Source organism: Nocardia farcinica (assembly GCF_001182745.1).
GTDB classification, from domain to species: domain Bacteria; phylum Actinomycetota; class Actinomycetes; order Mycobacteriales; family Mycobacteriaceae; genus Nocardia; species Nocardia farcinica.
The window spans coordinates 2,493,439-2,517,781 of the sequence record NZ_LN868938.1 but is presented as its reverse complement, the minus strand read 5'-3'; the positions used below and the strand labels follow the sequence as shown (position 1 = coordinate 2,517,781).

The 24,343-nt window shown below is 69.5% G+C and carries 17 protein-coding genes; 10 read left to right on the top strand and 7 right to left on the bottom strand.

Going from position 1 to position 24,343, the window contains the following annotated elements; all coding sequences use genetic code 11:
- Nucleotides 1-95: 95 nt before the first annotated feature.
- On the top strand, nucleotides 96-548 hold the full coding sequence (locus AMO33_RS12080) for an RDD family protein (RefSeq protein ID WP_060592648.1): 453 nt from the start codon (nucleotides 96-98) through the stop codon (nucleotides 546-548).
- 12 nt (nucleotides 549-560) lie between these two features.
- On the opposite strand, the gene AMO33_RS12075 is transcribed toward AMO33_RS12080, so the two are convergent.
- From AMO33_RS12075 to AMO33_RS12060, 4 genes are all read right to left on the bottom strand, one after another.
- On the bottom strand, nucleotides 561-1,304 hold the full coding sequence (locus AMO33_RS12075) for a DUF4191 domain-containing protein (RefSeq protein WP_011208200.1): 744 nt from the start codon (nucleotides 1,302-1,304) through the stop codon (nucleotides 561-563).
- 61 nt (nucleotides 1,305-1,365) lie between these two features.
- On the bottom strand, nucleotides 1,366-3,540 hold the full coding sequence (locus AMO33_RS12070; protein ID WP_060592647.1) for an elongation factor G-like protein EF-G2: 2,175 nt from the start codon (nucleotides 3,538-3,540) through the stop codon (nucleotides 1,366-1,368).
- A gap of 87 nt (nucleotides 3,541-3,627) precedes the next feature.
- A complete protein-coding gene (locus AMO33_RS12065) occupies nucleotides 3,628-4,077 on the bottom strand; it encodes a hypothetical protein (protein WP_011208202.1) in 450 nt (149 codons plus the stop codon).
- A gap of 401 nt (nucleotides 4,078-4,478) precedes the next feature.
- On the bottom strand, nucleotides 4,479-4,733 hold the full coding sequence (locus tag AMO33_RS12060) for a hypothetical protein (RefSeq protein ID WP_011208203.1): 255 nt from the start codon (nucleotides 4,731-4,733) through the stop codon (nucleotides 4,479-4,481).
- A gap of 212 nt (nucleotides 4,734-4,945) precedes the next feature.
- Between AMO33_RS12060 and AMO33_RS12055 the strand changes: the two genes are divergently transcribed.
- The 5 genes from AMO33_RS12055 (at nucleotide 4,946) to AMO33_RS31450 (ending at nucleotide 11,787) form a co-directional block, all read left to right on the top strand.
- The gene (locus AMO33_RS12055; protein ID WP_159005570.1) at nucleotides 4,946-7,384 is read left to right on the top strand and encodes a nuclease-related domain-containing protein; all 2,439 of its coding nucleotides are present in this window, start codon (nucleotides 4,946-4,948) and stop codon (nucleotides 7,382-7,384) included.
- 470 nt (nucleotides 7,385-7,854) lie between these two features.
- Nucleotides 7,855-9,996, top strand: a complete 2,142-nt coding sequence (locus AMO33_RS12050) for a sensor histidine kinase (RefSeq protein WP_060592645.1) — start codon at nucleotides 7,855-7,857, stop codon at nucleotides 9,994-9,996.
- 114 nt (nucleotides 9,997-10,110) lie between these two features.
- Nucleotides 10,111-10,371, top strand: coding sequence for a DUF742 domain-containing protein (locus AMO33_RS12045; protein WP_086844832.1), 261 nt, complete (start codon nucleotides 10,111-10,113; stop codon nucleotides 10,369-10,371).
- 34 nt (nucleotides 10,372-10,405) lie between these two features.
- A complete protein-coding gene (locus tag AMO33_RS12040) occupies nucleotides 10,406-11,155 on the top strand; it encodes an MHYT domain-containing protein (RefSeq protein ID WP_060592644.1) in 750 nt (249 codons plus the stop codon).
- Nucleotides 11,156-11,238: 83 nt separating this feature from the next.
- A complete protein-coding gene (locus AMO33_RS31450; RefSeq protein WP_139337573.1) occupies nucleotides 11,239-11,787 on the top strand; it encodes a hypothetical protein in 549 nt (182 codons plus the stop codon).
- Between the two features lie 79 nt (nucleotides 11,788-11,866).
- Here AMO33_RS31450 and AMO33_RS12030 read toward each other — a convergent pair whose 3' ends face one another.
- Complete coding sequence (locus AMO33_RS12030) at nucleotides 11,867-12,148, bottom strand: hypothetical protein (RefSeq protein WP_060592642.1); 282 nt, start codon at nucleotides 12,146-12,148, stop codon at nucleotides 11,867-11,869.
- Between the two features lie 563 nt (nucleotides 12,149-12,711).
- Between AMO33_RS12030 and AMO33_RS12025 the strand changes: the two genes are divergently transcribed.
- From AMO33_RS12025 to AMO33_RS12015, 4 genes are all read left to right on the top strand, one after another.
- Complete coding sequence (locus AMO33_RS12025) at nucleotides 12,712-13,518, top strand: helix-turn-helix domain-containing protein (protein WP_041560800.1); 807 nt, start codon at nucleotides 12,712-12,714, stop codon at nucleotides 13,516-13,518.
- Nucleotides 13,508-13,714 (top strand): DUF397 domain-containing protein, encoded by a 207-nt coding sequence (locus AMO33_RS30320; RefSeq protein ID WP_076574032.1) that lies wholly within the window; start codon nucleotides 13,508-13,510, stop codon nucleotides 13,712-13,714. The genes AMO33_RS12025 and AMO33_RS30320 overlap by 11 nt, the downstream gene beginning before the upstream one ends.
- Before the next feature lie 223 nt (nucleotides 13,715-13,937).
- Entirely contained in the window at nucleotides 13,938-14,303 is a 366-nt protein-coding gene (locus tag AMO33_RS12020; RefSeq protein ID WP_060592638.1) for a hypothetical protein, read from the top strand.
- Nucleotides 14,304-14,729: 426 nt separating this feature from the next.
- Entirely contained in the window at nucleotides 14,730-15,266 is a 537-nt protein-coding gene (locus AMO33_RS12015) for a hypothetical protein (protein ID WP_139337572.1), read from the top strand.
- Between the two features lie 287 nt (nucleotides 15,267-15,553).
- On the opposite strand, the gene AMO33_RS12010 is transcribed toward AMO33_RS12015, so the two are convergent.
- Both AMO33_RS12010 and AMO33_RS12005 read right to left on the bottom strand, forming a co-directional pair.
- Nucleotides 15,554-17,767 carry a 3'-5' exonuclease gene (locus AMO33_RS12010; RefSeq protein WP_060592634.1) on the bottom strand — a complete coding sequence of 738 codons (2,214 nt, stop codon included), beginning with the start codon at nucleotides 17,765-17,767 and terminating at the stop codon, nucleotides 15,554-15,556.
- Nucleotides 17,767-24,111 (bottom strand): DEAD/DEAH box helicase, encoded by a 6,345-nt coding sequence (locus tag AMO33_RS12005; RefSeq protein WP_060592632.1) that lies wholly within the window; start codon nucleotides 24,109-24,111, stop codon nucleotides 17,767-17,769. Before AMO33_RS12005 ends, AMO33_RS12010 begins: the two co-directional genes overlap by 1 nt.
- Between the last annotated feature and the right edge of the window lie 232 nt (nucleotides 24,112-24,343).

The window sequence follows — 24,343 nt, the reverse complement described above, 5'->3', positions numbered from 1 at the left end:
TGTTACACGTACGGCCGACAGGGTGGCATTGCCCACCCGGGTCCTATCAGCATGCTAGTCCTGGTGCTGGCGGTGTGCTGCCTACACTGGAGGCCATGGCACGCATCACCGGATCCTGGCTCACCGGACCCGAGGCGGACCCGGGGGATCCGGCCGCCTCCGAGTATCGCGGGGAGCAGTTGGGCCTGCCGCGTGAGGGCGCGGGCTCGCTGGCCTCGATGGGCAGGCGCGTCGCGGCCATGTTCGTGGACTGGCTGATCGCGGTCGGTATCTCGCTGATGATCGCGCGCGGGGTGAACGCGAACCTGCCGTTGCTGATCTGGTTCGTCATCGGCATCGCGGCGGTCACCCTGTTCGGCTTCACCCCGGGCCAGTACTTCCTGCGCCTGCGGACGGTGCGGATCGACGCGCCCGTGCCGGTCGGTTTCGTGCGGGCGCTGGCCAGGCAGGTGCTGCTGGTGTTCGTGGTGCCCGCGCTGTTCACCGACGGCGACGGCCGCGGCATGCACGACCGCGCCACCGGAACAGCCCTGGTCAACGCCCGCTGAGCGGGTCGGGGCTCAGCGCCTGCGGATGGTGCGCTGCATGCCCTTCATCTTCGCGCCCGCGGGCATCGGGCCCTTCGGCAGCGCCGGGCCGGTGCGGCGGCTCAGCGCCGAGAGCCTGCCCTCGATGAGGTCCATGCGCTTGGTGTCGATGTTGCGCGGGAGCTTGGTGAGGTGCCGCTGCAGGTTCTTGAGCGGGACCTGGCCCTCTTCGTTGCCGATCACGAAGTCGTAGATCGGGGTGTCGCCGATCAGTCGCGCGGTGCGCTTCTTCTCCTGCGCGATGAGCGCCTTGAGCCGCTGCGGCGAGCCTTCGCCGATGAGGATGACGCCGGGCAGGCCGATCACGCGGTGCACCGCGTCGAGCTGGGTGGTGGCCGCCACGCCGTTGCTGACCCGCCACTTGCCCTGCAGGTTGTCCAGCACCCAGGCGGCCGCGCCCGCCTGGCCCTCGGCCTTGGCGTAGACGCTGCGCTGGACCCGGCGGCCGAAGATGATGAAGGCGACCAGCGCGCCGAGCAGGATGCCGATCGGCAGCAGGAACCACGGGATGCCGAAGACGAAACCGATGACCAGGAACAGCGCCGTGATGCCGACCAGCGCGCCGATCATCAGCGGCAGCAGGAGCTTGTCTTCCTTGCGCTGCATCTGGAACGCCTGCCAGAGCTGCTGACGCCGCTCCTTCGACGCCTGCTTGCGCGCCGCCTTCGCCGCGGCCTTCGCTTCCTTCGACGGCTTGCCGCCCTTACCTGCTGCCATGCCACTCAGGATAGTGGTCGCGGCGGACCCGCCGATGCCGGGACGACCGCGGACCCGGAGTTCAGGAGCCCGCGGTGTCGAGCAGGCCGCGCGAGACCTGCGCGGGCATCGGCTCGTGACGGGCGTAGGCGCGGCTGAAGTCACCGCTGCCGTGCGAGAGCGAGCGCAGGTCCACGGCGTAGCGGCGCAGTTCCAGCTCGGGCACCTCGGCGTGCACGCGGCTGCGTCCCGCCCCGTGCGGTTCGGTGCCGAGCACGCGCCCGCGGCGGCCGGACAGGTCGCCGAGCACGGTGCCGAGGTAGTCGTCGGCCACCACGATCCACACCTCGTCGACCGGTTCGAGCAGCACGATGCCCGCCGACTCGGCGGCCTCGCGCAACGCCAGCGCGCCGGCGGTCTGGAAGGCGGCGTCGGAGGAGTCGACGGAGTGCGCCTTGCCGTCGAACAGCGTCACCCGCACGTCCACCAGCGGATAGCCGGCCACGATGCCGCGTGCCGCCTGCGCCCGTACCCCCTTCTCCACCGACGGGATGAACTGCCGCGGCACCGCCCCGCCCACGACCCTGTCCACGAATTCGATGCCCGACCCGGTCGGCAGCGGCTCCACCTCGATCTCACACACCGCGTACTGCCCGTGCCCGCCGGACTGCTTGACATGCCTGCCCCGCGCGGAAGCCTTGCGCGCCAACGTCTCCCGCAACGCCACCCGGTACTCCTCGAGGTCGACCTGCACGCCGAACCGGGTGCGCAACCGCTCCAGCGCGACGTCCCGGTGCGCCTCGCCCAGACACCACAGCACCAGTTGGCCGGTGTCGGCGTTGTGCTCGAGCCGCAGCGCCGGGTCCTCGGCGGCCAGCCGGGTGAGGCCGGTGGAGAGCTTGTCCTCGTCGGCCTTGCTGTGCGCGCGGAGGGCGATGGGCAGCAGCGGGTCGGGCATCGGCCACGGCTCGATCAACAGCGGCGCGCCGGTGCCGGAGAGGGTGTCGCCGGTCTCGGCGTGGCCGAGCTTGGTGACGCAGGCGATGTCACCGGCGATGGCCTGGGGCAGCGGGCGCTGCTGTTTGCCGAACGGCGCGGTGAGGGCGCCGACCCGCTCGTCGAGGTCGTGGTCGGGATGGCCGCGATCGGCCAGGCCGTGACCGCAGATGTGCACGGTGTCGTCGGCGTGCAGGGTGCCGGAGAAGACCCGCACCAGGCTGACGCGGCCGACGTAGGGGTCCGAGGACGTGCGGATCACCTCGGCGGCCAGCGCCGCGTCCGGATCGCAGGACAGCGGCCGCGGACCCGAGCCGTTCGTGGCCGGTGCGGCCGTCACCACGTGCTCGGCGGGGGTGGGGAAGCCGCCGACGATCAGGTCCAGCAGTTCCAGGGTGCCGAGCCCGGTGCGCGCGCCCTCCGGTGCGGGCGCCGCGAACAGCACCGGATGGAAGCTGCCGCGCGCGACGGCACGTTCCAGGTCGGGGGTCAACGTGGCCAGTTCGAGGTCTTCGCCGTCGAGGTAGCGGTCCATGAGCGACTCGTCCTCGCTCTCGGCGATGATGCCCTCGATCAACCGGTTCCGCGCCTCGAGCAGCACCTCGGCCTCCGCCGGGGTGGGCTCGCGCCGCACCGCCTCTCCGGAGGCGTAGTCGACCACGCAGTTCGGCAGCAACTCGATCAGTCCGGTGACCGGGCGGTGCCCGTCCGCGCCGGGCGCGCCGTACAGGGGCAGGTGCAGGGGGAGGATCTTCTCCGCCGCGCCGTCGCCGAGGATGTCCGCGCACGCGGTCACCATCTCGTCGAAGTCGGCGCGGGCGGCGTCGAGGTGGGTGAGCACGATCGCGCGCGGCATCCTCGCCGCCTCGCATTCGGCCCACACCACCCGCGTCGCACCGCCCACCCCCGGCGGCCCCTCCGCCGCGGAGATCACGAACAGCGCCGCGTCCGCCGCGCGCAGTCCCGCGCGCAGCTCGCCCACGAAATCGGCGTAACCGGGGGTGTCGACAAGGTTGATCTTGGTGTCCGACCAGCCCACCGGCACCACCGACACCTGCACCGACCGGTGCTGGCGTTGCTCGATCTCGTCGTAGTCGGACAGACAGGTGCCGTCCTCCACCCGGCCCGCGCGATTCACCGCGCCGGTGGCCAGCGCCAACGCCTCCACCAGCGTGGTCTTTCCCGCGCCGCTGTGGCCGACCAGTGCCACATTCCGAATGCGTTCCGGCCGGTCCACCGTCACCACGTCGACGTCCACCATGGCACGCTTCCTCGCCTCGACACCGCGGTACATCGAGCTTCCCACCACGGCGGGCCGCACGTCCCGCGATCGGGCGAACTCGCCAGGTCAGGCGGAGATCCGGCCGGACCACATGCTCCAGCCGCGCCCACCCGCCGTGCAGCCCACGCTGCCGTGGAAACCGACGTAGCAGTGCACGCCCGCGTGCTCGACGAACGGGCCCCACTGGCCGTCACCGGTCTTCACCTGGTCGATGGGCGGATTGCCGCCGGGCAGCGTGTAGGGGGTGCCCGGATCGAACGTGGGGTGCGCGGGCAACCACGGGATGTCCATGACGATCTCGTGCACCGGGATCGCGAACGGCAGCTGGCCGTACTGCAACGGCGTGGCGGTCGGCAGATCGCAGCCGACGGTGCCGTTGTCGAAGATCGCGCAGTTCAGCCCGCCCATGCTGAAATGCACGGCCCCGGGTTGCGCCTGCGCGGGCCCGGCCGCGAGCAGCGGGAGCGCGACGAGCGCTCCGGCGAGACAGGCCAGCCGGGTGAGGGATCGGTTCATCGGAGCTCCTCGTCTGAGGTGATGCCACGGAACAAGTCGACGGGTGTGTCGGTGGGGGAGGGGAGTTCGTTTCGCCGGGGGTGAGGGATGGCCGCGAACTTTCGATGGTTGCGGTCGGCGAAGGTGGAGGTTCGGCGGTGCCGCGAAGGTGGGCGGTTGGTGGACTTCGTGGCCCGTGGTCGGCTCGGTGCGACATTGCGTGGTCGGGCCGGAGAGCCTGGCCAGGTCGCGGTCGGCACGGACAACGGCAGTGCGATGGCGGTGCCAGGTCGACCGGCCGTGTGATCAGCCGTGCGATAACACCGGAACTGTGGTTCGCGCGAGGTGCGCTCGGCGGTGGCTGCGGGTGCCGGGCCGACGCCGGGCGGATTCTCCGCAAACCGGCGTCGGCGCCGCGCTGATCAGCTGTTCTCGCAGCCGATGCCGTTGCCGTCGCGGTCGAGGTCGTACTCGTCGGGTCCGATGACGGTGACGCGGCCGGTGTACGCGGGGCCGTTTCCGCTGCCGCCCACGCAGTCGACGTCGCTGGTGATGGGGACGCAGGGGGTGTAGGAGGGGTGGCAGTTGGATGGCTCGGCCGACGCGGTCGCGGGGGCGGTGAGGACGAAGGCCGCGGCGGCGACCGCGGACGCGCCGAGGGTTACAGCGAAACGCATTGTGCTCCAATCGTGTTACAGCGGCGAACAGTGTGCCACGAGATCGCTGCCGCCGGGGCCCGGATCGCCGGATCCGTTGCCGCCGCGCCGCCCGGTGACTGCCCCTGCGTCGCCAAACCACCGCTGCTACAGTGCCTTTCGGCGAAACGGGCGATGCGGGACCGCGTACCGTTGACCGGTCGATAGTGGGACGGCGATGGAGGGTGGCCGCGATGCTGGTCATCGACGACGACACGACGATCGCGGCGGCCGGGCAGCTCGTGCTCGACTGGATGCGCACCTGGACCGGACAGTTCGTCATCGTGGGTCTGGCCGTCCCCGGCGACCGGCTGCACGGCCGGCTCGACGGCCACCGCGGCGACCTGGTCGTCCTCACGCCACGCCTCACCCTGGTCATGGAGGTCCGCGGCACCGCACCGGACGCCAGGGACGGCGTGCTCTCGGTGCGCGCGGACGGTCGGTGGCGGCTGTCCGGCTACGACGGCGACCCGATCCCCGCCGACGAACCGGCCACCGACGCGTTCGACCGGGTCTCCGGCCACGTCGCGACTCTCGCCGAACTCGCGCACCGGCACGCCCCCGACGCCCGCGTCGAAGGACTGGTCGTCGTGGTCCCGCCCGGGGAATCGGATATCAGGGTGACGGCCGGATCGGGACGGCCGCGCTGCGGCGTGGTGGTGGCCGAGGATTCCGCGGACCTGCGGGCATGGTTCCACCGCACCGCCGGTCGCCGCCTCGTGTGGAGCGCCGAGGACGCGCACGGGCTGCTCGCCGACCTCGGCATGGGCGAGGCGGTGAGCGTCGACGACCTCGCGGCCGAAGGATTCCCGACGCGCAAACGGTTGCGGTATCTGGCGAGCCCGGAATACGCGGCAGCCGAGTCGGCCGCGCGGCGGCCCGGCGGGCACGGTGCGAAGGAACGTGCGGTCCTGCGGCCGGGCGACCTCGCCCACCTCCGGGCCGGGCTCGTGGCCGACCCACCCGGTCGTCCCTACTCGGCGAGTTCGTTCGCAGCCGCCCCGGCCAGGGGAGCCGAGGGCGGAGTGGATAGCACTGCCGATGTCGCACCGCGGAGCGGCGAGCCCGTGGCCGATCGCTCAGCGCCCCTCGCGGAGATTCGATCCGGCGTCGCGAACGGGGAGTGCGCGGATGGTTCGGCGATGCCGTGGGCGGGTGCTCGCGGGGGTGTGGCGGGCTCGCGTGACGCTGTTGGGCCATCGACGGGCACTCCCCGCGAGCTGGTTGCCGTGAACCCCCTGCCCGACCCCACCGCCCCGGCGGGGCGTGCTGACTCCGAGCGCCGCGTGACCCATCCGGCAGTGCAAGCTCGCCCCGACGCCGCGACCGACGAGCCGGGCGATGCCGCAGTTCCCGGGAGTGGCCCGGATCCGAAGTCGGGTGTGCCGCAACCGGCAGGCCCGCAAGCTCGCCTGGACGCCGCGCCCGACGAGCCGGGAAGCACCGCAGCTCCCGGGAGCGGCCCGGATCCGAAGCCGGGCACGCCGCAACCGGCAGGCCCGCAAGCTCGCCTGGACGCCGCGCCCGACGAGCCGGGAAGCACCGCAGCTCCCGGGAGCGGCCCGGATCCGAAGCCGGGCACGCCGCAACCGGCAGGCCCGCAAGCTCGCCTGGACGCCGCGCCCGACGAGCCGGGAAACACCGCAGCTCCCGGGAGCGGCCCGGATCCGAAGCCGGGCACGCCGCAACCGGCAGGCCCGCAAGCTCGCCTGGACGCCGCGCCCGACGAGCCGGGAAACACCGCAGCTCCCGGGAGCGGCCCGAATCCGAGGCCGGGCACGCCGCAACCGGCAGGCGAGGCGAGGCAACGATCCGATCGGAACCCGGTGGGCGCGGCGGACGAGCTCGTGGTGCGCGGCCCGAAAACGCCGCTGCCCGCTCTGCCCGAACCGGACGGCGAGGCGTTCTTCACCGACGACTGGTCGTCCTGGATCGAGGCCCCGCGGGCCGAAGCGGGCGTGCGGCCCCTCGGCGGGGTTCCGGACGGTCGTCCGTGGGGAAATCCACCGACCACCCCGACCGTTCGACAGCGGGCGCTGCGACTCATCGCCCCCGCACGCACGGTGCACGACAGCCCACCTCCGACCCCGCCGCAAAGGCCCGCGTGGTTGTCGACCGCGACAGCCATGCCCCGCCCGGCCCCGCGCGACCGCCTCACCCCACCCACGCCGAGCACACCCACGCCGCCGCGCACCGGCCCGGTGGGGGTCTCGCGTCCTCCGTCTCCCCGCGCGGTGCTCCACGCGATGACGGCCCGAGCCCGGCTCCTGACGGACCGCACACCGACCCGGCGCCGCCCAACACCCCCGGTGAACCCCCAGCGGCTGTTACCTGTCACAGCCGCAGCCCCGCAACCACTGGCGCATCCGGTGCCCGCCGACCCCCGAACCCGCCCGTCCGCGATGCCTCCGGGATCACCCCGGTCCGTCGCGGACTCCCTGCCGCCGGCGTCCGAGCAGAGCACGCACCGCCGCCAGCAGGCGGCCGCGCTGACCCTCATCGCCGCGCTGCTCGGCACGATCTGGCTGTTGTCCACGGCCTGCTCGGCCCCGCCGCGCAGTGCCGTCGACGCGCCTCAGCCTGCCCCCGTCACCGAATCGCAGGCCACCGCGGGCGTTCGCCCGATGCCGTAGCCGTACCGGTGCCTGCCGTACCCGCGGGTATGTCGACGTCCACCGGCACAGCGACCGACAGGAGCGTCCGGAACGGCAGGGAGAATTCGGCCACGAGTCGTCACCGCTCGGGCAACCATCCGATTACTTCATTGTGGAATGAACTTCGGACCGGATTCGCCTGGTTGTCGGCTATCGCTCGCGGGGTGGCTGCTGATCATTAACTACAATCTTCAACCAATCCTCCAGTTGTACGCGTAAATACAGGACGGTTCTACGGCTTAAGGCCAGGTCGTCGCGTATTCCAGGACGGCATTGGACACGCACACAACGTCTGCCTCGTCAATTCGGCTGGCCCAGTGACCTTTATCACTTCCGGACGGCGGGCACCCTGTTGAGCGCTCGTCCATGTCCGGTTATGGTGCATTTCGCCGCAGCCGAGTTGCTGGCAAATTGCTTGTTTTTCGATTGTGAGTGTCCGGAGTGCTCTTGTGAATGACCTGAAGCGCAAGAGCCCTCTCGGCGCGTTCGGTGGCATCGTCGGCGTTCTCGCCCGGTGGCGGCTTCGCTGGAAAGTCGCGGCGGTGCTGGCGTTGCCGGTCTGCGTGGCCGCCGTGCTGGCCGCGACCCGCATCCAGCACGAACTGGCGCAGGCCGCCGAATTCGGCGCCGCCGCCGAAACCGCGCAGGTGGTACCCGCGGTCGTGAACCTGGGATCCGCGGTCGACACCTTGGCGCTCACCCGGCTCGGCGCCACCGATCCGAGCGCGGCCGCCCACGAGGTCGACACCGCGACCGACGAACTGGCGCGCCTGCTCGACAGATCCGCCCGCGACCACCGGGAATTCGACGAGCCGCTGGCCGCCGTCGGCATGCTCCGCGACCGCCTGATGATCGCCACCCCGCCGGCCGATCTGGCCACGCGCGTGGAGGCGATCCACGTCGCGCTGCTGTCGGCCGTGACGCGGGCGGTCGCGGTGGACGGCGCGGAGAACATCGACCGCTTCACCGAGCAGTTCACCGACGCGTGGGATGCCCGGCGCGCCTTGACTACTCAGCGCATCCTGGCCGAGACGGTCGGTGACGATGCCGCGGCCCGCGTCCGGCTCACCTTCCCGCTCGGTGCCGAAGCCGCCGCCATCGAACGGCTCGCCGCCGACTCGGCAGCCGCCGACGTCGCACTGGTCGCCGATTCGATTCAGGTGCGCCAGAACATGTTTCTCGGCGATGCCGACCCGGTGCGCGCTCCGCACTACACCGAGTCCGTCACCGCCGCCGCCAGGCACTACGACACCCTGCTCGCGGGGATCGCCACCGAACTCGTCGACAGTGCCGACGCGCAGGCCGCGGCCGCCCGCGCCGCCGCCCTGCGCGACACCGCCTGGGTCATCGGCGCGCTGCTCGCGGCCTTGACGTTCGCGTTGCTGGTCGCCCAGTCGTTGATCGCGCCGCTGCGCCGGCTGCGCCTCGGCGCCCTGCACACCGCCCGCCGCGACCTGCCCGCCGCACTGGAACGCATCCGCGCCGGCGCGGCCCCGGAAGGGGAGTCGAACACGAAGCTCGCGCTGGGCACCGGCGAAGAACTCGACGAACTCGCCCAGGCCATCGACCAGCTGCACGGCCAGGCCATCCGGCTGGCGGGCGAGCAGGCCGCCACCCGCCGCCAGGTCAACGACATGTTCGAGACCCTGTCACGTCGCAACCGTGCCCTCATCGACCAGCAGCTCGGCCTGATCGAGGAACTCGAGCACGACGAGGCCGACCCGTCCCGGCTACGCAGCCTGTTCCGGCTCGACCACCTGGTCACCCGCATGCGCCGCAACGGCAACAACCTGCTCGTGCTCGCGGGCACCCGGGTCCGCCGCAACCGCGCCGTGCCGGTCGACCTGGCCGAGGTGCTGCAGGCCGCGATGTCGGAGGTCGAGGATTTCCACCGGGTGCGGCTGCTGTCGGGCCCGGACGTCGAGATCGCCGGAGCGGTCGCGCCCGATCTCGTGCACCTGCTGGCCGAACTCCTCGACAACGCCCTGCGCTTCTCCCCGCCCGATGCCGCCGTGGATCTCAGCGTCGCGGCCTCGGTCAGCGGCGGCATCGTGATCGAGATCGTCGACACCGGCATCGGCATGTCCGACGAGGACATGGAGCGCGCCAACCGCACCGTCGCCGCCGGCGGCGCCATCAGCGTCGAAACCGCCCGCCGGATGGGCCTTTTCGTCGTCGGACGGCTCGCCGAACGCCACGGTGTCACCGTGGCCCTGCGCCGCACCAGCCCCGAGACCGTGCGCGGCGGCGTCACCGCCGCGGTCGGCGTGCCCGCCCAGGCGCTGGTCGTGCAGACCGTCGCCCCGACCGCCTTCGACCACGGAAATCCGCTGTCCACCAGGATCGTTCGCGGCAGCGGCGCCCACGCGCTGCGCCAGCAGGCGGCTCCCGTGCCCGACCCCGGCCGCCCCGCCCTCCCGCGGCGGGTCCGCGCCACCGACACCACCGGCTGGGAACGACCCACCCCGGGCGCGGTCCCCGCCCGCGACCCCGACCACATCAGAAGCCAACTGTCGCAACTGCGCTCGGGAGTGGACCGCGCCCGGCGCGGGAACGGCAGCCACGACGAACAGACGGGCGCGGGACGCTGAGGTCGCCATGAGCGAGGAGCCCTACTATCTCGACGACACCGGGCCCCGGCTCGCCCGCCCCTACGCCGTCACCCGCGGCGCACCGAATCCGCCGTCGACCTGCCCCTCGAGGCGATGATCGAGACCTGCCGGGACGTGGGCTTCGACGCCTTCCACGTCGCGCACGCCCGCATCGTCGCACTGTGCCACACCCCGCTCTCGGTCGCCGAGATCGCCGCCGAACTCGACCTCGCCCTCGGCGTCGCCCGCGTGCTCATCGGCGACCTGCTCGTCGAGGGCATCGTCCGCCGCCACCAGACCATCACCGCCGACGCCTCCCGCGAGCAGTGGATGCACCTGCTCGAACACACCCTGCAGGGCCTGCGCGCCCTCTGAAAGTATTTCCTCCCAACGAATTCGGAGAACACCCATGCACCACCACGTCCACCACTTCGAGATGGGCGCATGGCTGATGTGGCTGGCCTACCTCGTCTCGGTCATCGGCTCGATCGTCGGCCTGGCCGCCGCCCGCCGCTCCCTGTCGGCCCGCACCGACGGGCAACGCCTGGGCTGGTTGTGGATGTCGGCGGTCGCGATCGGCGGCGTCGGCATCTGGCTGATGCACTTCATCGCCATGCTCGGCTTCGCCGTCCCCGGCGTGCCGCTGCGCTACGACATGACCTGGACCGCGGGCTCGGCGGTCCTGGCCATCGTCGCCGTCTTCGCCGGCCTCCTCGTCGTCGGCACCAGCGTCAGCGCCCCGCGCCTGCTCGCCGGCGGCCTGATCACCGGCCTGGCCGTCAACATCATGCACTACGCCGGCATGAACGCCGTCCGCTTCCAGGGCGAAATCCACTACAACCGCTGGCTGGTCGCCCTGTCGGTACTCATCGCCGTCGTCGCCGCCACCGTCGCCCTGCTGTTCACCCTCATCCTCGACTCGGTCCTCATGCGCCTGCTCGGCGGCCTCGTCATGGGCGTCGCCGTCGTCGGCATGCACTACACCGGCATGGCCGCCGTCAGCGTCACCGTGGACCAGAGCATCCCGGTACCCGAGGGGGCCGAAGTGTTCTCCTTCCTGTTCCCGGTATTCGTGATGGGACTGTTGGGATTGGCCGTGCCGATCACGGTGCTGTTGATCAGCGACCCGGACGATCTGGCAGCACCGGAACCGGTGTAGGGCGAGCGGCATGCGTCCGAGATGGCCCGATCGCGGGTCATGCCGCTTCCCGCCGTCGGCAGTCGATGCCCAGGAGACATGACATGCGAAGCCGGACCGAGTCGGTGGTGCTGTCGACCGCCGCATTCCTCGCCTGCGCGGCAATGACGACCGGTTGCGGAACCGACCATTCCCGAGCCGAGCCGAACTGCCCGACGACATTCGACTTCGCATCCTCGCCTGCACCTCTCGGCGATGGTGCAGAACTGTCGAACGCGGCCAGAACGGCCGCTCGGGGATCGGACCCCGTGACGATGCAGGACCTGACCAGCGCCGCAGGCCTGACCGACGAGTGGGACCGCATGGTGGTGGTCTTTCCCGGAACCTCGGAAGCCACGCTGAATTCCGACGCGGGCACCACCGGCGTCTGCTGGGCGAACCTGCCCGGCACCTACGGGGACGACACACCGCACACCGCGTACTACTTGTTCGTCGCGGGGGGACAGCCCGTCCAAGCAATTCACTGGTTCTATCCGAGCGACCGTGCGCTCGATTTCCTGCGGCCGCGCAGGAGCGTCATTCATCCGTCCACCCTCCTGACTCCGGTACACATCGCAGGAGCCGAGCCCTTCCTCCGCCCGTCCACCGAGTGACGGTTTCGATCGTCGTGGCCACCGGTGCCCCGTGGTTCGATTGCCCTCATCGTCCACGGGCGGACCAGGGCGACTGGGCTCAGCTGACCGGTGGTTGTCGGCCGAGGTCGTCCGGGCTCGGATCCCACCGCCGCAGCAGTGTGCTACCCACCGCGAACTCGTCGGCGTCGCGCACGGCACGACCGGCGACCAGATCCAACTCGAAGGACGTGGCGTCACGACCGGTCGCCGCCGCGATCATGTGGCGGGCGGCCGACCGGATCGACTTCTTGTCGGTGGTCACGGTCCAGCGGTCGACGGCGGGGACGTGGATGAGCCAGTGCGGTCCGCAGCAGTGGACTTTGACGTAGTACCGGCGCACCGGTCAGGACCTCCTTCGGCGGGCGCGCATGGGTCCGGTCACGACCCGGTTTCGGTGGGGGTCACCGGAGGCGGGGGAGAGGTGGGCACCCCGCCTCCGGGACGTTCTCGCGGACCCGCCCACTCGCGTAACGCGGCGGCGTAACGGGTCAGTACGTGCAGGGGTGGCGGAGTGTGGCGAGTGCGCGGACGGTCGAGCGGTATCCGCTGCGGCAGAGCGCCGCGGTGCGTGTGGGGGTCGATCACGCTCCCAGTGGAGCAGCGGAACCGCGCGGTTCCGGCCTGTCCCGGGAAAGTCGTGGCGGAAAGCGGCGAATAGCCTGGACACCTTCCAGCGAATCTGCATAATGGGAGCTCGCGAGATCGAAATCATCTATTCCACAACATATTTCACAATCTTCCAGTCCCGGTGACGGACGGATTCCACAGACGGGAGCACACTGCATGGGGGACAGGGATGTGCGGGCGGAGGCACCGCAGCTCGCCGCAGACGTTCCGGGGACGGCGGGCGTTCCACACCGCAGTCTCGGCCGGTGTCTGCGCGGGATGCGGCAGGAGGCCGGGTTGTCCATCGAGGTCGCGGCGCGGGCGATCGGGCGAGGGGTGGGGACGTTGCACCGGTTGGAGACGGGTGCGCCGAACGTGGTGGTCCGGGAAGAGGACCTGCGGCGGCTGTGCAAGCTGTATCAGCAGGTGGAGATGTTGCCGGTGCTGAAGTCGCTCGCGGCGCAGGGGAAGTCGCCGTCGTGGTTGGACGAATTCCCCGATCAGGTACACCCGACGTTCAACGCATATTTGCAGATGGAGGCTGCTGCCACGAAGCTGACGGGCTACCGTCCCGACCTGTTGCCGGGTTTGTTCCAGATACCCGACTACGCGCGGGCCCTGGACCGCGCGTTCTTTCCTGAGGACACGGTCGAGGATCTCGAGCGTCGCGTCCGGGTCCGCCGCAACCGTCAGCGGCTGATTACACGAGAACTCGCGCCGCTTACAGCGGAGCTGGTGCTCGATGAGGCGGTGATACGAAGGGTGGTCGGCGGTCCGCGAGTGATGTCCGCGCAACTGCGTCACCTGGCGGACCTGCCGCCGAACGTCCGCGTACATGTGTTGCCGTTCCGTGCCGGTTTCCCGCTCGGAACGTCGACCGGTCCGTTCACCATTCTCGACTTCACGAGAGACCGCGATGGTCGGCCGACCGAGCCCTCGGTTGTCTACGTCGAGAGCTATACCGGAGACCTGTACCTGGAGCGCGACAGCACGGTCCGCAAGTATCGAGCTGGAGTGGAAGCCATGCGGCGGGTAGCGTTGAATGCGCCCGACAGCAAGCGTCTGTTGCGCCATGTAGCGAAGGAGTTCGACTGTGTCCGTTGACCTATCCGGAGCGCACTGGTTCAAGAGCACTCGCAGTTCAGCAGGAAAGGACTGCGTAGAGATCGCACATCTGGACGGCGGATATGTGGGCGTCCGCGACTCCAAGAACCCCGCAGGCGGGGCGCTGGTGTTCACGCCCTCGGAGTGGGATGCCTTCCTCGCGGGTGCGCGTGCCGGAGAGTTCGACCGTCCCTGACGTTCTCGGCCGGGCATCCCCGGCCCGGCCGATGGCGGAGCGTTTCGTGAAGCAGCCCGAGAACCGCCGGGCGTTCCTGAGACCGGAGCAGGGATAACGCGCGGTTATCGTGTGACGCGCATCACTACAAGTGATGTCTGAAACATATCCGTTTCAACGCTGACCCTGTTTAGTGTGTGCATCGATCGCGCAGGTAAAGCGCTTCCGTCGCAAAGGAATACGCATGAAACGGCTTCTCACCACCGGACTCGTCGCCCTCGCCACCACCACCACCGCCGTCGCCGCAGCCCCCGCACAGGCCGAGGGATTGGCTCTCGTCGACAGTCCGAGCACCGGTAGCACCGAGGTCGTCCCCGAGTGCTACAACGGTCCCATGGTGCTGTTCCATGGCACCGGTTCGGCCACGCTGGACAGCGCCGCGTCGATGGCCGCCGAGGTGACACTCATGGCGCTGAGCCTGTTCTCCCCGGGAGCGAACACCGGCAGCGGCGACGACGCCGCGGTCGACGGCCCCTGTGCCGACCCGGGCGAACGAGACAAGGTGACCCAATTCCTGACCTACCTCCACTCCGGCTCCGCACACCACTGATCGCCGGTTCTCGTCGTCCCGTCGCCGCGACGACCGAATGTGGCCGCCTTCGGTCCGCTCCCACTGCGTGCCGGAATTCAGGCGCTCGGCTCACTGGCGCCATCGAGGCGGGTTGGTATAGCGCGCCACGTGGACATCGGCGGTCGGCGACGACACGGCGCCGCGCGAGCCAGGTGCTGAGGAAGGCAGCTGATTCCGTCGTCTCGGCATCACCCGGTAAGGTCGTCTCGTTACGTCGCATGAATATGAGGGGGGCCGATGCGCGACCTCGACCCGTGTCCGCCGAAGGCTCGGGAGATGGCCGAGACCGTCAGGGGACGGTGACGCAGTTCGAGCATTGATCCCGCTGGCTGCTGGCATCCTTGCCGCGCCGACCTCGGAGGGTGCAGAGATCGGTCGACATTCCCTGCCCACGAAGGAGTGACGATGCGCAGGATATGTGTCATTGCCTTAGTCGTGCTGGCTGCGGCCGTCTCAATGGCGTGCGGCGGCAGACAGGACGCCGGAGCCGACTGCGCCGGTACCTTTTCGGTGAAGTCCGCGGGGGAACCGCTGGGCCCGTCATCGGCTTTGGTGACCGCCGTCCGGGATCGGTCGACGGTCGCCGGCCAGGTGTCGCTGGCGGAGGTGACGACCGCAGCCGGCTGGAGTAACCAATGGGACCGGATGATCCCGGTGCATGCCGGCGCCGAGCGGGAACGGCTCAACGAGGCCGCCGGCCTTCCCGGCTTCTGTTGGCCGGACCTTCCGCGCCACGATTTCGACGCAGGCGAGCATCCCGTCTTCTACGTCTTCATCGACGGAGCGACGCCGCGTCAGGCGGTCCGGGCCACCACCCACAGCCCGCTGTTCAAGACCTCGTCGGATACCCGTATGCTGCACCCGGATTCGTTGCTCGAGCCGGTCCCGCCCGTACAGTCGGCCACGCAGACGAGCCAGGGCTACCTGAAGGTTGTGTCCTAGGAGTCGGGCAACGCCTTCAGCGCCGATGTTGGAAGGTCACCTTTCCCGTTGGACCCGTACCGCCCCCGGGTAGGACGGCACCAGCGTCACGCGCCCGGAAACCGGCCACCACATGGGAGCGGGCGATCCCGTGGTTCGCCGCTTCACCGCCGAGGGAACGTACGGCTGCACGCGCGAGTTCGGCGGTGAGGCTGATCGTGTTTCGACTCGGCACACCACCCCCGCTGGTACCGGTGGCGGACGTCGGTGAGCGAACAGCCCTGATCCGCACGCGTCGGCGAGCCCGGTCAGCTGCCGAGCAACTCCGAACGCCGACCGCTCCACGTCACCACCACCTGATCGCGCGCCCGGCTCGCCGCAACATACAGCAACGACCGCTCCCGCAACCTGGCCTCGTTCAGCTCCTCCTCCGGAACTCCGTGCAGGCTGGCCTTCGCGGGCACGTGGGCTTCGTCGATTCCGGCGAGGATCACTCGTGAGAACTCCATCCCCTTCGAGCGGTGCATCGTCAGCACCTGCACATGACCCGGCATCGCCTGGTTGTCGTCGAGCGCGCGGGCGCTGATGCCGCGTTCGGCGAGGGCGCGCACCAGCTGGCTGCGATCGCCGACACCGCGGGTCAGCACGGCAATGGTCGAGGGCTCGACGGTGGGATCGGACAGCCATGCGCCGATCTGGCTCGCCACCACCTCCAGTTCTTCAGCAGCAGAATGGCATTCGCGCAGAATCGGCTTAGGGCCGGTGCGGGCCGATCGGTAGTCGAGAGCGAACTCTCTGCCCTCCTCCAGATCATGGTATTCGGCGCCGCTGAGCACACCGATCGCGAAAGCGAGGTTTTGCGCGGTGGTGCGGTAGTTCAGGGTCAGGCGACGGGAGCGGCCCACGATCTTGATGCCGAGCCGGGCGAGCACGACCGGCTGGCCGTAGATGCGCTGGTGCGAATCCTCGGCGATGAACAGGTCGTTCGGTCCCTCGGCGACCAGCGCGCGCAGCATCAACCAATGGGTGGCGTGCAGGTCCTGCGCTTCGTCGACGATCACGTGATCGGCGAGACGCTCAGCGTCGGTGTTCGCCCGCTGCTGCAAGTACTCGGCCGCGATGGCGAGGATTTCCGGGAAGCTGAGCGTTTCGTCCATCCGGCTGCGGCGGCGGTAGGCCTCCACCAGCTTCCAGATCGCGATCCGCTGCGGACGGGATAACCGCACGCCCCGACCAGCTCGCGCGACCCGCGCGTACTGCTCGAGTGTGGTGACCTTGTTGGCGAGCACGACCGAGGTGTACTCGGTGTCGAGGAACCAGGCCGAGGCCAGCCGCGGTTCGAGACCGCTGTCGATCGAGTGCACAAGCTCGCGCCACACCTGGTCCTTCTTGGTGCGGGCGACGGGCACCTCCGTGCGTGTCCCGAGCACAGCCTCGGTTGCCGACCCGATGTCCTCGGCCTGGCGCACCACGTCGTTGGCGAGCTTGTCGATGCCTTCGACGTAGATACCCGGCTCGCCCAAGCGCTTGGCGATTTTGATGCCGGGATCGAGTGCCCGCAGGTCGGTTTCCAGGTTCTTCGCGAGTGTCTTGTTGAAGGTCGTCAGGACGATGCGGGCGCTGGGGTTGCGGCGCAGCAGGTTTCGGGCGCGATGGATCGCCACCACGGTCTTCCCAGTGCCCGCGCCTCCGGAGAGGCGAAACGGGCCGCTGTAGTCCTTCTCGGCGTATTCGCGCTGCTCGGGATGTAGGAAGACACGCCACGCCGCGAAATCGCCACCTTCGATGACCCGGCGGAGTTCCTCGCTGCCTTCGATGTAGGTGAACTGCATCTTCGAAGCCGGACGCTCGAGCGCCTCGATGATCCGGTCGTCCTCGTCCACGGTGGTATCGACCGGCGCTTCGGTGAAACGGTATTTGTCGCGGATGTCGTCGATGCTGGTACCGCAGCCCAGTTCGAGCAACGCGTCGGCCTGCCAGCCGACGGCGCTCGCGGCGATGTCGTTGAGTTCGAAATCGTCGGCGGCCGCGAGGGCGCGGCCTGCCAGGGTGGCATCCAGTCCGAGCTGGTCGGTCAGCTCTTCGAGGGTGAAACCCGCTTCCGCGAGGAACCCGCGCTGCTGCGGTGCCTGCGCGGCATCGGCGGTGCGCTTCCCCGGTACGGGAGCGGGCACCTCGACGGGATCGGTGAAGGCGCCCTCGAGGATGCCGTTGACGGGGTTGACGCGCAGAATGGCCCGTTCGGCAAGAGAATTTGCCACGTCGTGCTTCCACGTCCCCATGTAGACGTAGGTGGTGCCGCCTTCCTTCGGGTCGACCCGGAACAGCACGGCCCGGTGGTTGAGATCGACTCGTCCGGTGCGCACCCGCCGGTCCACCGCGCCCTTGATCGGTTCGATGTGCAGGCCGGGTGCGGTGTCGTCGGCCTGGAGTTTGGCGAGGAAACTGAAGACCCGCGGCACCAACGACCCGTCCACCTTGTCGAGCGAGTCGCTCTGATTCGTCATGACGATGTTGGCCATCACATCACTCCGTTCGCAGTCAGTGCCGCGATGATCGGCGTCATCTCCGGCGGGCAGACCGTCCACCCCTGATCGGTCAATGTATTCGTGGCGATCGCACCGCGGTCGAAGAGCACACCGACACGCGCACCGGGCCACGCCAGATCGACAACCTCACCGTCGTCGGTCTCGAAGCCCTGGGCGGGCAGTGGCACGCCGGCCCCGGAGAGGTCGCGAATGAGGGCGCGTTCGGCGTCGGAGATGCTCTCGTCGACGAGCCGCTGCCATTCCGGCGGCAGGTCGTCGGCCACGGTGTCGGATCGGAGGTCGGGCGCGGTGGGGTCGTGGGCCAGCAGGCTACGGGCGGTCACGACGTGGTTGTCCCGCAGGCCGAACCAATTCGACAGGCGCAGCCATTCCCGCCAACCGGCGCCATTGTCGGACTCGAGTGCGTGGTCGCGGTCGTCGAGGACGAGCACCGCAGTGATGGTCATCGGGTCGGGCCGCATAGCCGCGATGATCGCCATCGGGCCATCGGAGTAGGGCGCGCACACGTGGTTGCCGTCGGGGATCTCGGGGTCGCGTCCGTCGAGGAGGGCCAGGGCCCACTCGGCCAGCGCGGCGCTGTCCCCCTTGATCCGCTCACCGCGCATGAACATCAGCGGCAGCCAGTGCCCGACCTTCGCCCATTCCTCGACGTCGGGATCGGTGAGGAAATGGAACAACTGCGTGATCGGGTCGGCCGGCAACAGGTCGACGATCGCCCGGCGCAGGGTGCCGATGCGGAGGATCTGCTGCGCCATCTGCGTCGAATACCACGACGGTGTACCGGGTTTCCTGGCCTCGAACCGTTCGAGGTCCTCGTGGGAGAACGACCACACCATCACCCCACCCGAGCGCAGGATCTCCCGCTTGTGCGCGTCGTCGGCGATCCGATTGTTCTCCGGAACCGCGTGGTACCGGCGCCCGTCGGCGAAGATCGCGATGACCGGAATCTCCGGATCGCTGGTCTTGAGCTCGAAGTCCGGCACACTGTTGCCCATCTGCATCTGCGGGGTCAGCGTCCAGGTGCGTGTCTTGTGCCCGGGCACCGTGATGGTCGCCTTGTTGGCATAGGTGCCCGGCGTCTCCTTGATCGTCGCCCCGAGTGTGCGCAACCGGTCCAGGAACGCTTGATAAAAGCGGCGCTCGAGCGGTGATTCCTTGCTGACGGGCGGCTTCGCGGGGGCTTCCTCCTCGATCGAGTGCGACCACTCCGGCCACGACGGTTCACGATCGCGGGCGTCGAGGATGCTGTCGAGGATCTTGACGGCGGTCTTGCGCGAAACCTTGTCCAGCTCGTTCGGCGGTGTGAAGGGCAGCAGGCAGTTGTGGCAGGCCAGTCGCGATTCGGTGGCGCACGAGCAGTCCCGTAGCACCGCCCGGGCCGCGACCAGCACCGACCACACCTTCCGTGGATCGGCGAACTCGGCGAGATAGCCGGTACCGCCGGGCACGGTGTCGTGGATGAGCAGTGCCTGTTGGTTAGGAGCATGCAGGGCGTCCGGGATCGCGACCACGTCCAGGTGTTCCGGCGCGCCGCCGATCACCTGCCGCAGGCCGAGCAGGATGGCCGCGCTCAGGCTCGGATAAGCGAAGTAGTCGTAGCGCAGCTCGGGCGGCACATGCAGCAGCACCGCCTGGGTACGCAGGGTGCGGGCCAGAGCGATGTCGCGCACATGTGCCTCGTCCGTCGCTTTGCGGTACCGGCACCAGCTGCGGTGCTCGTAGGCTTCGTTGCGTCCGGCCACCCGGTCGAGCTGACCGCAGCCCGAGCACACCCGGAACAAACCGGTGGTGACATCGATGCCGGCGATGGTGCGTTTGCTGCCCTGGGAGGTGCGTTTGCCCATGTTCAGCCATCGAATGTCGATGTGGCGCAGGTATTCCGCGCCGAAGTCGTGGTCGGCGGCGAACCAGCGCCGGGTGATGTTGTCGGGGTTCACGTCCGCGGCCGTCACCACCGAATACACCTCGCGGTGGCGTTCGTCGCGGGAATCGGTGATCGCGGCCTCGTCGCGGCGCACCTCCGCCGACACCTTCGACATCTCCACCACCTGTAGCTGCTGGCTCACGTCCGCGATGGCCGCTTCGCCGCAGCGCGGGCAGTTGCCCCGGTGCCGGGGCGCCTCGCCGCCTGCGCTGATGTCGGCCCACCCGCACGTCGGGCACAGGCGCCAGGTGTGGATGTTCGCCTGGCCGGAACCGAGGTCGATGGCGTCGATCCGCACGGCCAGGCCCTGGGCGTAGAAGGTGGCGCCGGGGGCCAGTTCGGTGAGCGCGACGCGGGCACCGCGCTGATAGGTCTCGGTATCGCCGTGGTACTCGTTGGTTTCCGGGTCGATCCAGGTGATGCCGACGTCCAACGTGACCGAGTCGTCGAGGAGGGTGTAGTTCGGCAGCACGCCGTAGCGTTCCAGCACGCCCACCCAGTGTTCGTTGGTGAGATCGCTGATGTGTTTGCCGATCAGCCGCAGGGTGCCGCGCGCGGACCGCAGAGCCCGCCGGTCGTCGTCGGTGGCGGCGGGGGAGTTGGCGCGCTGCTCGAACTCCGGGATGGCGGCATCGACGGCGGTGTGACGCTCGGAGAGTTCGGCGACGTCGCGGTTCCAGCGGTGCACCGCCTCGCGCAAGTGCTGCGTCAGCCCGCTCGCCTCGCCGCTCTCTCCCGGCGTGGCCCAGGCGCGCAGGGCCGTGCGTGCCGCGCCGTCGAGCAGGTCGCCGAACTGCGTGAGGAAGCCGTCGAGCAGCTCGTCGGATTTCGCCTCGGCGGTCTGGATCAGGCGCGCCATCCAGCTGTTCTCGTCCAGACTGCCGAGCACCGCCCGCGCATCGATCGGGTCCTGTGCGCCGGGCCGGCGGGACAGCCGGTCCACGATGTGCGCCACGTACTGGCGCTGCAAGATCTCCTCGGCGGACAGGAAGGTCGCGGGCGGGCGAACCTCACCGGAAATGACCGATAGCGGATCGTAGAGCTTGGGCAGATGCTCGCCGCGCCCGCGCACGAAGGCCAGCACCAGGGAGTTGCCGGTGAGGCGCCCGGCTCGGCCGACGCGCTGCAGATAGGAGGCGACGGTGCGGGGCATGGAACCGAGCATCACCGTCGACAAGTCGCCGATATCGATACCCATCTCCAGGGTGGGGGTCGCGACGAGCACATTCGGCGCCGTCGGATCGGTGCCGGCCTGCTTGAACTTCGTCTCGTACGTCAACCGTGTGGTGGTCGGCAGCAGCGAGGTGTGCTCGCGCGCGACGACCCGTTTCATCTCCGACCGGTCGTAGAGCTTGCGATAGAAGTTCTCACCCCGGAACGCCCGGTGCAGCGTGCCCGGGCAGCGGGTGAGCAGGCATGGCGCGCCCTCGAGCTGATCCACTACGGCGGCGCTGCCGGGATTCTGCGTCTGGCACACCCCGCACACCAGCAGATGCCTGCCCGCCTCCAGATCGGCCTGTGCCGGCGCGCCGACCAGTACGCCGTCCTCGCTCAGCTGGTAGGCGGTCAGTGACTTCTCGGTGGTGACGGTGGTGAGAATCCGCTGCTCGGCCAGCACAGTGAACAAGGAGCGGGCCAGAAAGCCGCCCTCGAACGGCGAAACGCCGAGGCACCGTGCGGCCCACCGGGCATACCACGACGAAGGCGCGGTGATCGGGTCGAAGCCCTCCGGGATCGTACGGGCCCCGAGGGCCGGAAAAGCGGGCGCCGGGCGTCCTTTCGGGAACGCGGGCATGCCTTCGCCGCGTGGTCGTCCGCCCCATACCCAGCGCCGGTTGGCGTCACGCTCCACGAACTTGTCCAGCCAGGTGTGCCGGATGGCGCCTTGCATGCGCATCCGCTCCACGGTTCCGCGCACCCACTGGCTGAGCGCGGTCGTGTCGGGCTCGGCGAAGGACAGCTGATGCTCGGCGCCGTCGAGCGCCTGTCGGCCCAGCGCGGCGACCCGCTCGCCGGAACCGAGCGCGACTTCGGCGACGACGCTGCCGGTCAGTTCCAGGGTGCGGCCGAGCCGGGATTGCAGGCCGAACTCCAGGTCGATGTCGAACTGGACGCGGCACTTGACCTTGCGCAACGCCTTGCGGCGTTCCGTGGCCGGCTTGTCGCTCTGCCAGTAGGCGACGAACTCGTCGCGTTCCACGATGTCCGGGGCGAGCAGATGGTAGCGCCGGGCGGGATCGTCACCCGCCCGGTCGAGCACCGCCTCACACAGCTCAGTCAGCGTCAGCATCGACGTCCCGGAGGCCTTGGCGCCGAGGGCGTTACGCAGTGTCGAACGGAGGCTGAGGGTGTGCGATCGCGCCTGCACGAACCCCGCTCGGTGGGCGGCGTCCTGCACGCTGTCGGTGAACATCAGCGCCTTCTTCTCGTCGGCGTCGAGGTCGGCGTCGCCGAACATGTTCGACAAGGCCACCGACAGTTGGGTGGCGACGGCGCTGCCGAGGAAGCGGATGCCGTCGGCGGTGTTGCATGCCGGGCACACATCCTTCTGCGAATCCTCTTCGGCGCCCGGCCCGTGCAGCACCAACACCGGGAGCGCGCGACCCTCGAGCACTTCCGGGCTTTCGGGGTCGGGCATCTCGTCGGTGAGTTCGCGGTCCTCGAGCCGGATCCAGCGCAGCCCCTCGACCGGCGTGTCGAGCTGGGCTTCCAGCGGGGCGGAGATCAGTGCCCGAATCCTCGGGTCGCCGGAGAGATGCAGGGTGCGGACCGAATCCTGATCGGGGTCGAGCCAGTTGCCGGTCGGCGCCATCCGCACGCCCCACCCCGAGCGGCCGCAGTGGCGGCAGTAGAGCGCGGGCTGGAACTCGATGTCGGTACCTTCGGCTGCGCCGTCGTCGGCCCAGCGGAACATCGTCGAGGCCGCCAAAGCCCGGTCGATGCGGGAGAGCTCCCGAACCCACAGGTGCACATCGACGTTCAGTGCGGCGCGGCCGATCTCGGCGCGCAGATGCGACAGCGCCGCGAACACGAAGTCGAGATAGTGCTGCCGGCGCCACTGCGTGCGTGGATTCTCTCGTCCGCCCGACGGCGGTGGCAGCACGGCGGCGGCCAGCTCGGCCAGCGACACCGCCTCCGCGGAGCGCTTGACCAGCTGGACGAACAGGTGGTGCTTCTTGAGCAGGTCCAGCTGTTCTTCCTCGTCGAGGCGCCGCAGCTCCGAGGTCAGTTCGTCGAGTTCGGGATGCTGGTCGCCGGTGCGCTCGAACAGCGTCGCCAGCACCGCCGCCGTCAGATGCGCGTTGCTCGCCGACGCCTGCTTCAGCCCGTCGAGGAACTCGACGGCTTTGTCGACCGACGGCGCGACCGGCACATACAACCGATCCAACTCGGTCTGCCGATGCGCCAGCCATTCGTCCAGCCCGAGCCGGGTCTCCCCGACCAGCGCATCGTCGGAAAATGCCTCCCCGAACACCGTATGCGCGAAGTCGAGCATCGCCGAGGGCTCACCCTTGCCACCCAGCGTCGCCGAGGTCGCGACCGGCGTGATCCGCCCCAGCGGCCGCGCCCGATCCGCGGCACTCACCTCGGTGCCCTCGGTCCAGTACGACTTCACCGCCAGCCCCAACCGCCGCAGCAGCATCGCCACGTCGGTGCCCTGCGCACCGTCGTAGGTGTGGAACTCGTCGAGCACCACGTACTGCAGCGATTCCGCCGACTGCCGCCACATCGCCGCCCGATCCGGCCGCAGCAGCAGATGATCGAGCATCTTGTAGTTGGTGAGCAGGATGTCGGGCGGCGAATCGTGCATCAGCCGCCGATCGGTGATCAGACCCTCCGCCGACACCATCGTCCGGCCGCCGGAGGACTGCTCCCCGGTGTAGAGACCGGCGGTGACGCCCGCCAGCTCCGGATTCTGCGTGATGAGGCGCGCGAGCCGCTGCTCCTGGTCGTTGGCCAGCGCGTTCATCGGATAGATGATCAGCGCCTTCATGCCGGCGACGCCCTGCTTCTTGGCGCGCAGCACGTGATCGAGGATGGGAATCAGGAACGACTCGGTCTTGCCCGAGCCGGTGCCGGTGGTGACGAGGGTCGGTTGCGGGCGCTGCTGGAACTTCGTGGACAACCGCTCGAACGCCTTCGCCTGGTGGCCGTAGGGGACGAAGCCCTTCGGCAGCCAGTCCAGGTGCATTCCCCAGTTGCCGCGGGCGGGCGCGAAGGGGAGGCGGAGGCGGACATAGGGGCCCTTGAACATGCCGCTGCGGGGGTCTTCGACGAAGTCGATCAGGGCGGCTTGGGCGTCCGGATCGGTGAGCGCGAACGTCGTCGCGAGGTAGTCGGTCAGTCCCTCTCGCAGGTGGTTGGCCTGCAAGGTCGGCAGGAGTGCCCCCATGTATCTGCTCCTAGGCTGATGGCTCGATCCCCGTGGCGTCGGTGTCGCCGTGTAGCGACGCTATCGCACGGGTGATCGCCATGCGCATGCACTCGCGGGATTGCTGGTTCCGGATGGAATCGTGCGGAGGTCGGCGGCCAGCAGGCGATCGTCTCGTCGTCGGAGCCCGAACCTTAGTCCTTGCTGGCAGGTCGCGGACAGCAGCGAACCGACGGCGTGCCGCCGCGTCCGA

Excerpts from the sequence above, each read along its gene's own strand:
- AMO33_RS12080 (WP_060592648.1), top strand. The coding sequence starts at position 96 with ATGGCACGCATCACCGGATCCTGGCTCACCGGACCCGAGGCGGACCCG.
- AMO33_RS12075 (WP_011208200.1), bottom strand. The coding sequence starts at position 1,304 with ATGGCAGCAGGTAAGGGCGGCAAGCCGTCGAAGGAAGCGAAGGCCGCG.
- AMO33_RS12070 (WP_060592647.1), bottom strand. The coding sequence starts at position 3,540 with ATGGTGGACGTCGACGTGGTGACGGTGGACCGGCCGGAACGCATTCGG.
- AMO33_RS12065 (WP_011208202.1), bottom strand. The coding sequence starts at position 4,077 with ATGAACCGATCCCTCACCCGGCTGGCCTGTCTCGCCGGAGCGCTCGTC.
- AMO33_RS12060 (WP_011208203.1), bottom strand. The coding sequence starts at position 4,733 with ATGCGTTTCGCTGTAACCCTCGGCGCGTCCGCGGTCGCCGCCGCGGCC.
- AMO33_RS12055 (WP_159005570.1), top strand. The coding sequence starts at position 4,946 with ATGCTGGTCATCGACGACGACACGACGATCGCGGCGGCCGGGCAGCTC.
- AMO33_RS12045 (WP_086844832.1), top strand. The coding sequence starts at position 10,111 with ATGATCGAGACCTGCCGGGACGTGGGCTTCGACGCCTTCCACGTCGCG.
- AMO33_RS12040 (WP_060592644.1), top strand. The coding sequence starts at position 10,406 with ATGCACCACCACGTCCACCACTTCGAGATGGGCGCATGGCTGATGTGG.
- AMO33_RS31450 (WP_139337573.1), top strand. The coding sequence starts at position 11,239 with ATGCGAAGCCGGACCGAGTCGGTGGTGCTGTCGACCGCCGCATTCCTC.
- AMO33_RS12020 (WP_060592638.1), top strand. The coding sequence starts at position 13,938 with ATGAAACGGCTTCTCACCACCGGACTCGTCGCCCTCGCCACCACCACC.
- AMO33_RS12015 (WP_139337572.1), top strand. The coding sequence starts at position 14,730 with ATGCGCAGGATATGTGTCATTGCCTTAGTCGTGCTGGCTGCGGCCGTC.
- AMO33_RS12010 (WP_060592634.1), bottom strand. The coding sequence starts at position 17,767 with ATGGCCAACATCGTCATGACGAATCAGAGCGACTCGCTCGACAAGGTG.
- AMO33_RS12005 (WP_060592632.1), bottom strand. The coding sequence starts at position 24,111 with ATGGGGGCACTCCTGCCGACCTTGCAGGCCAACCACCTGCGAGAGGGA.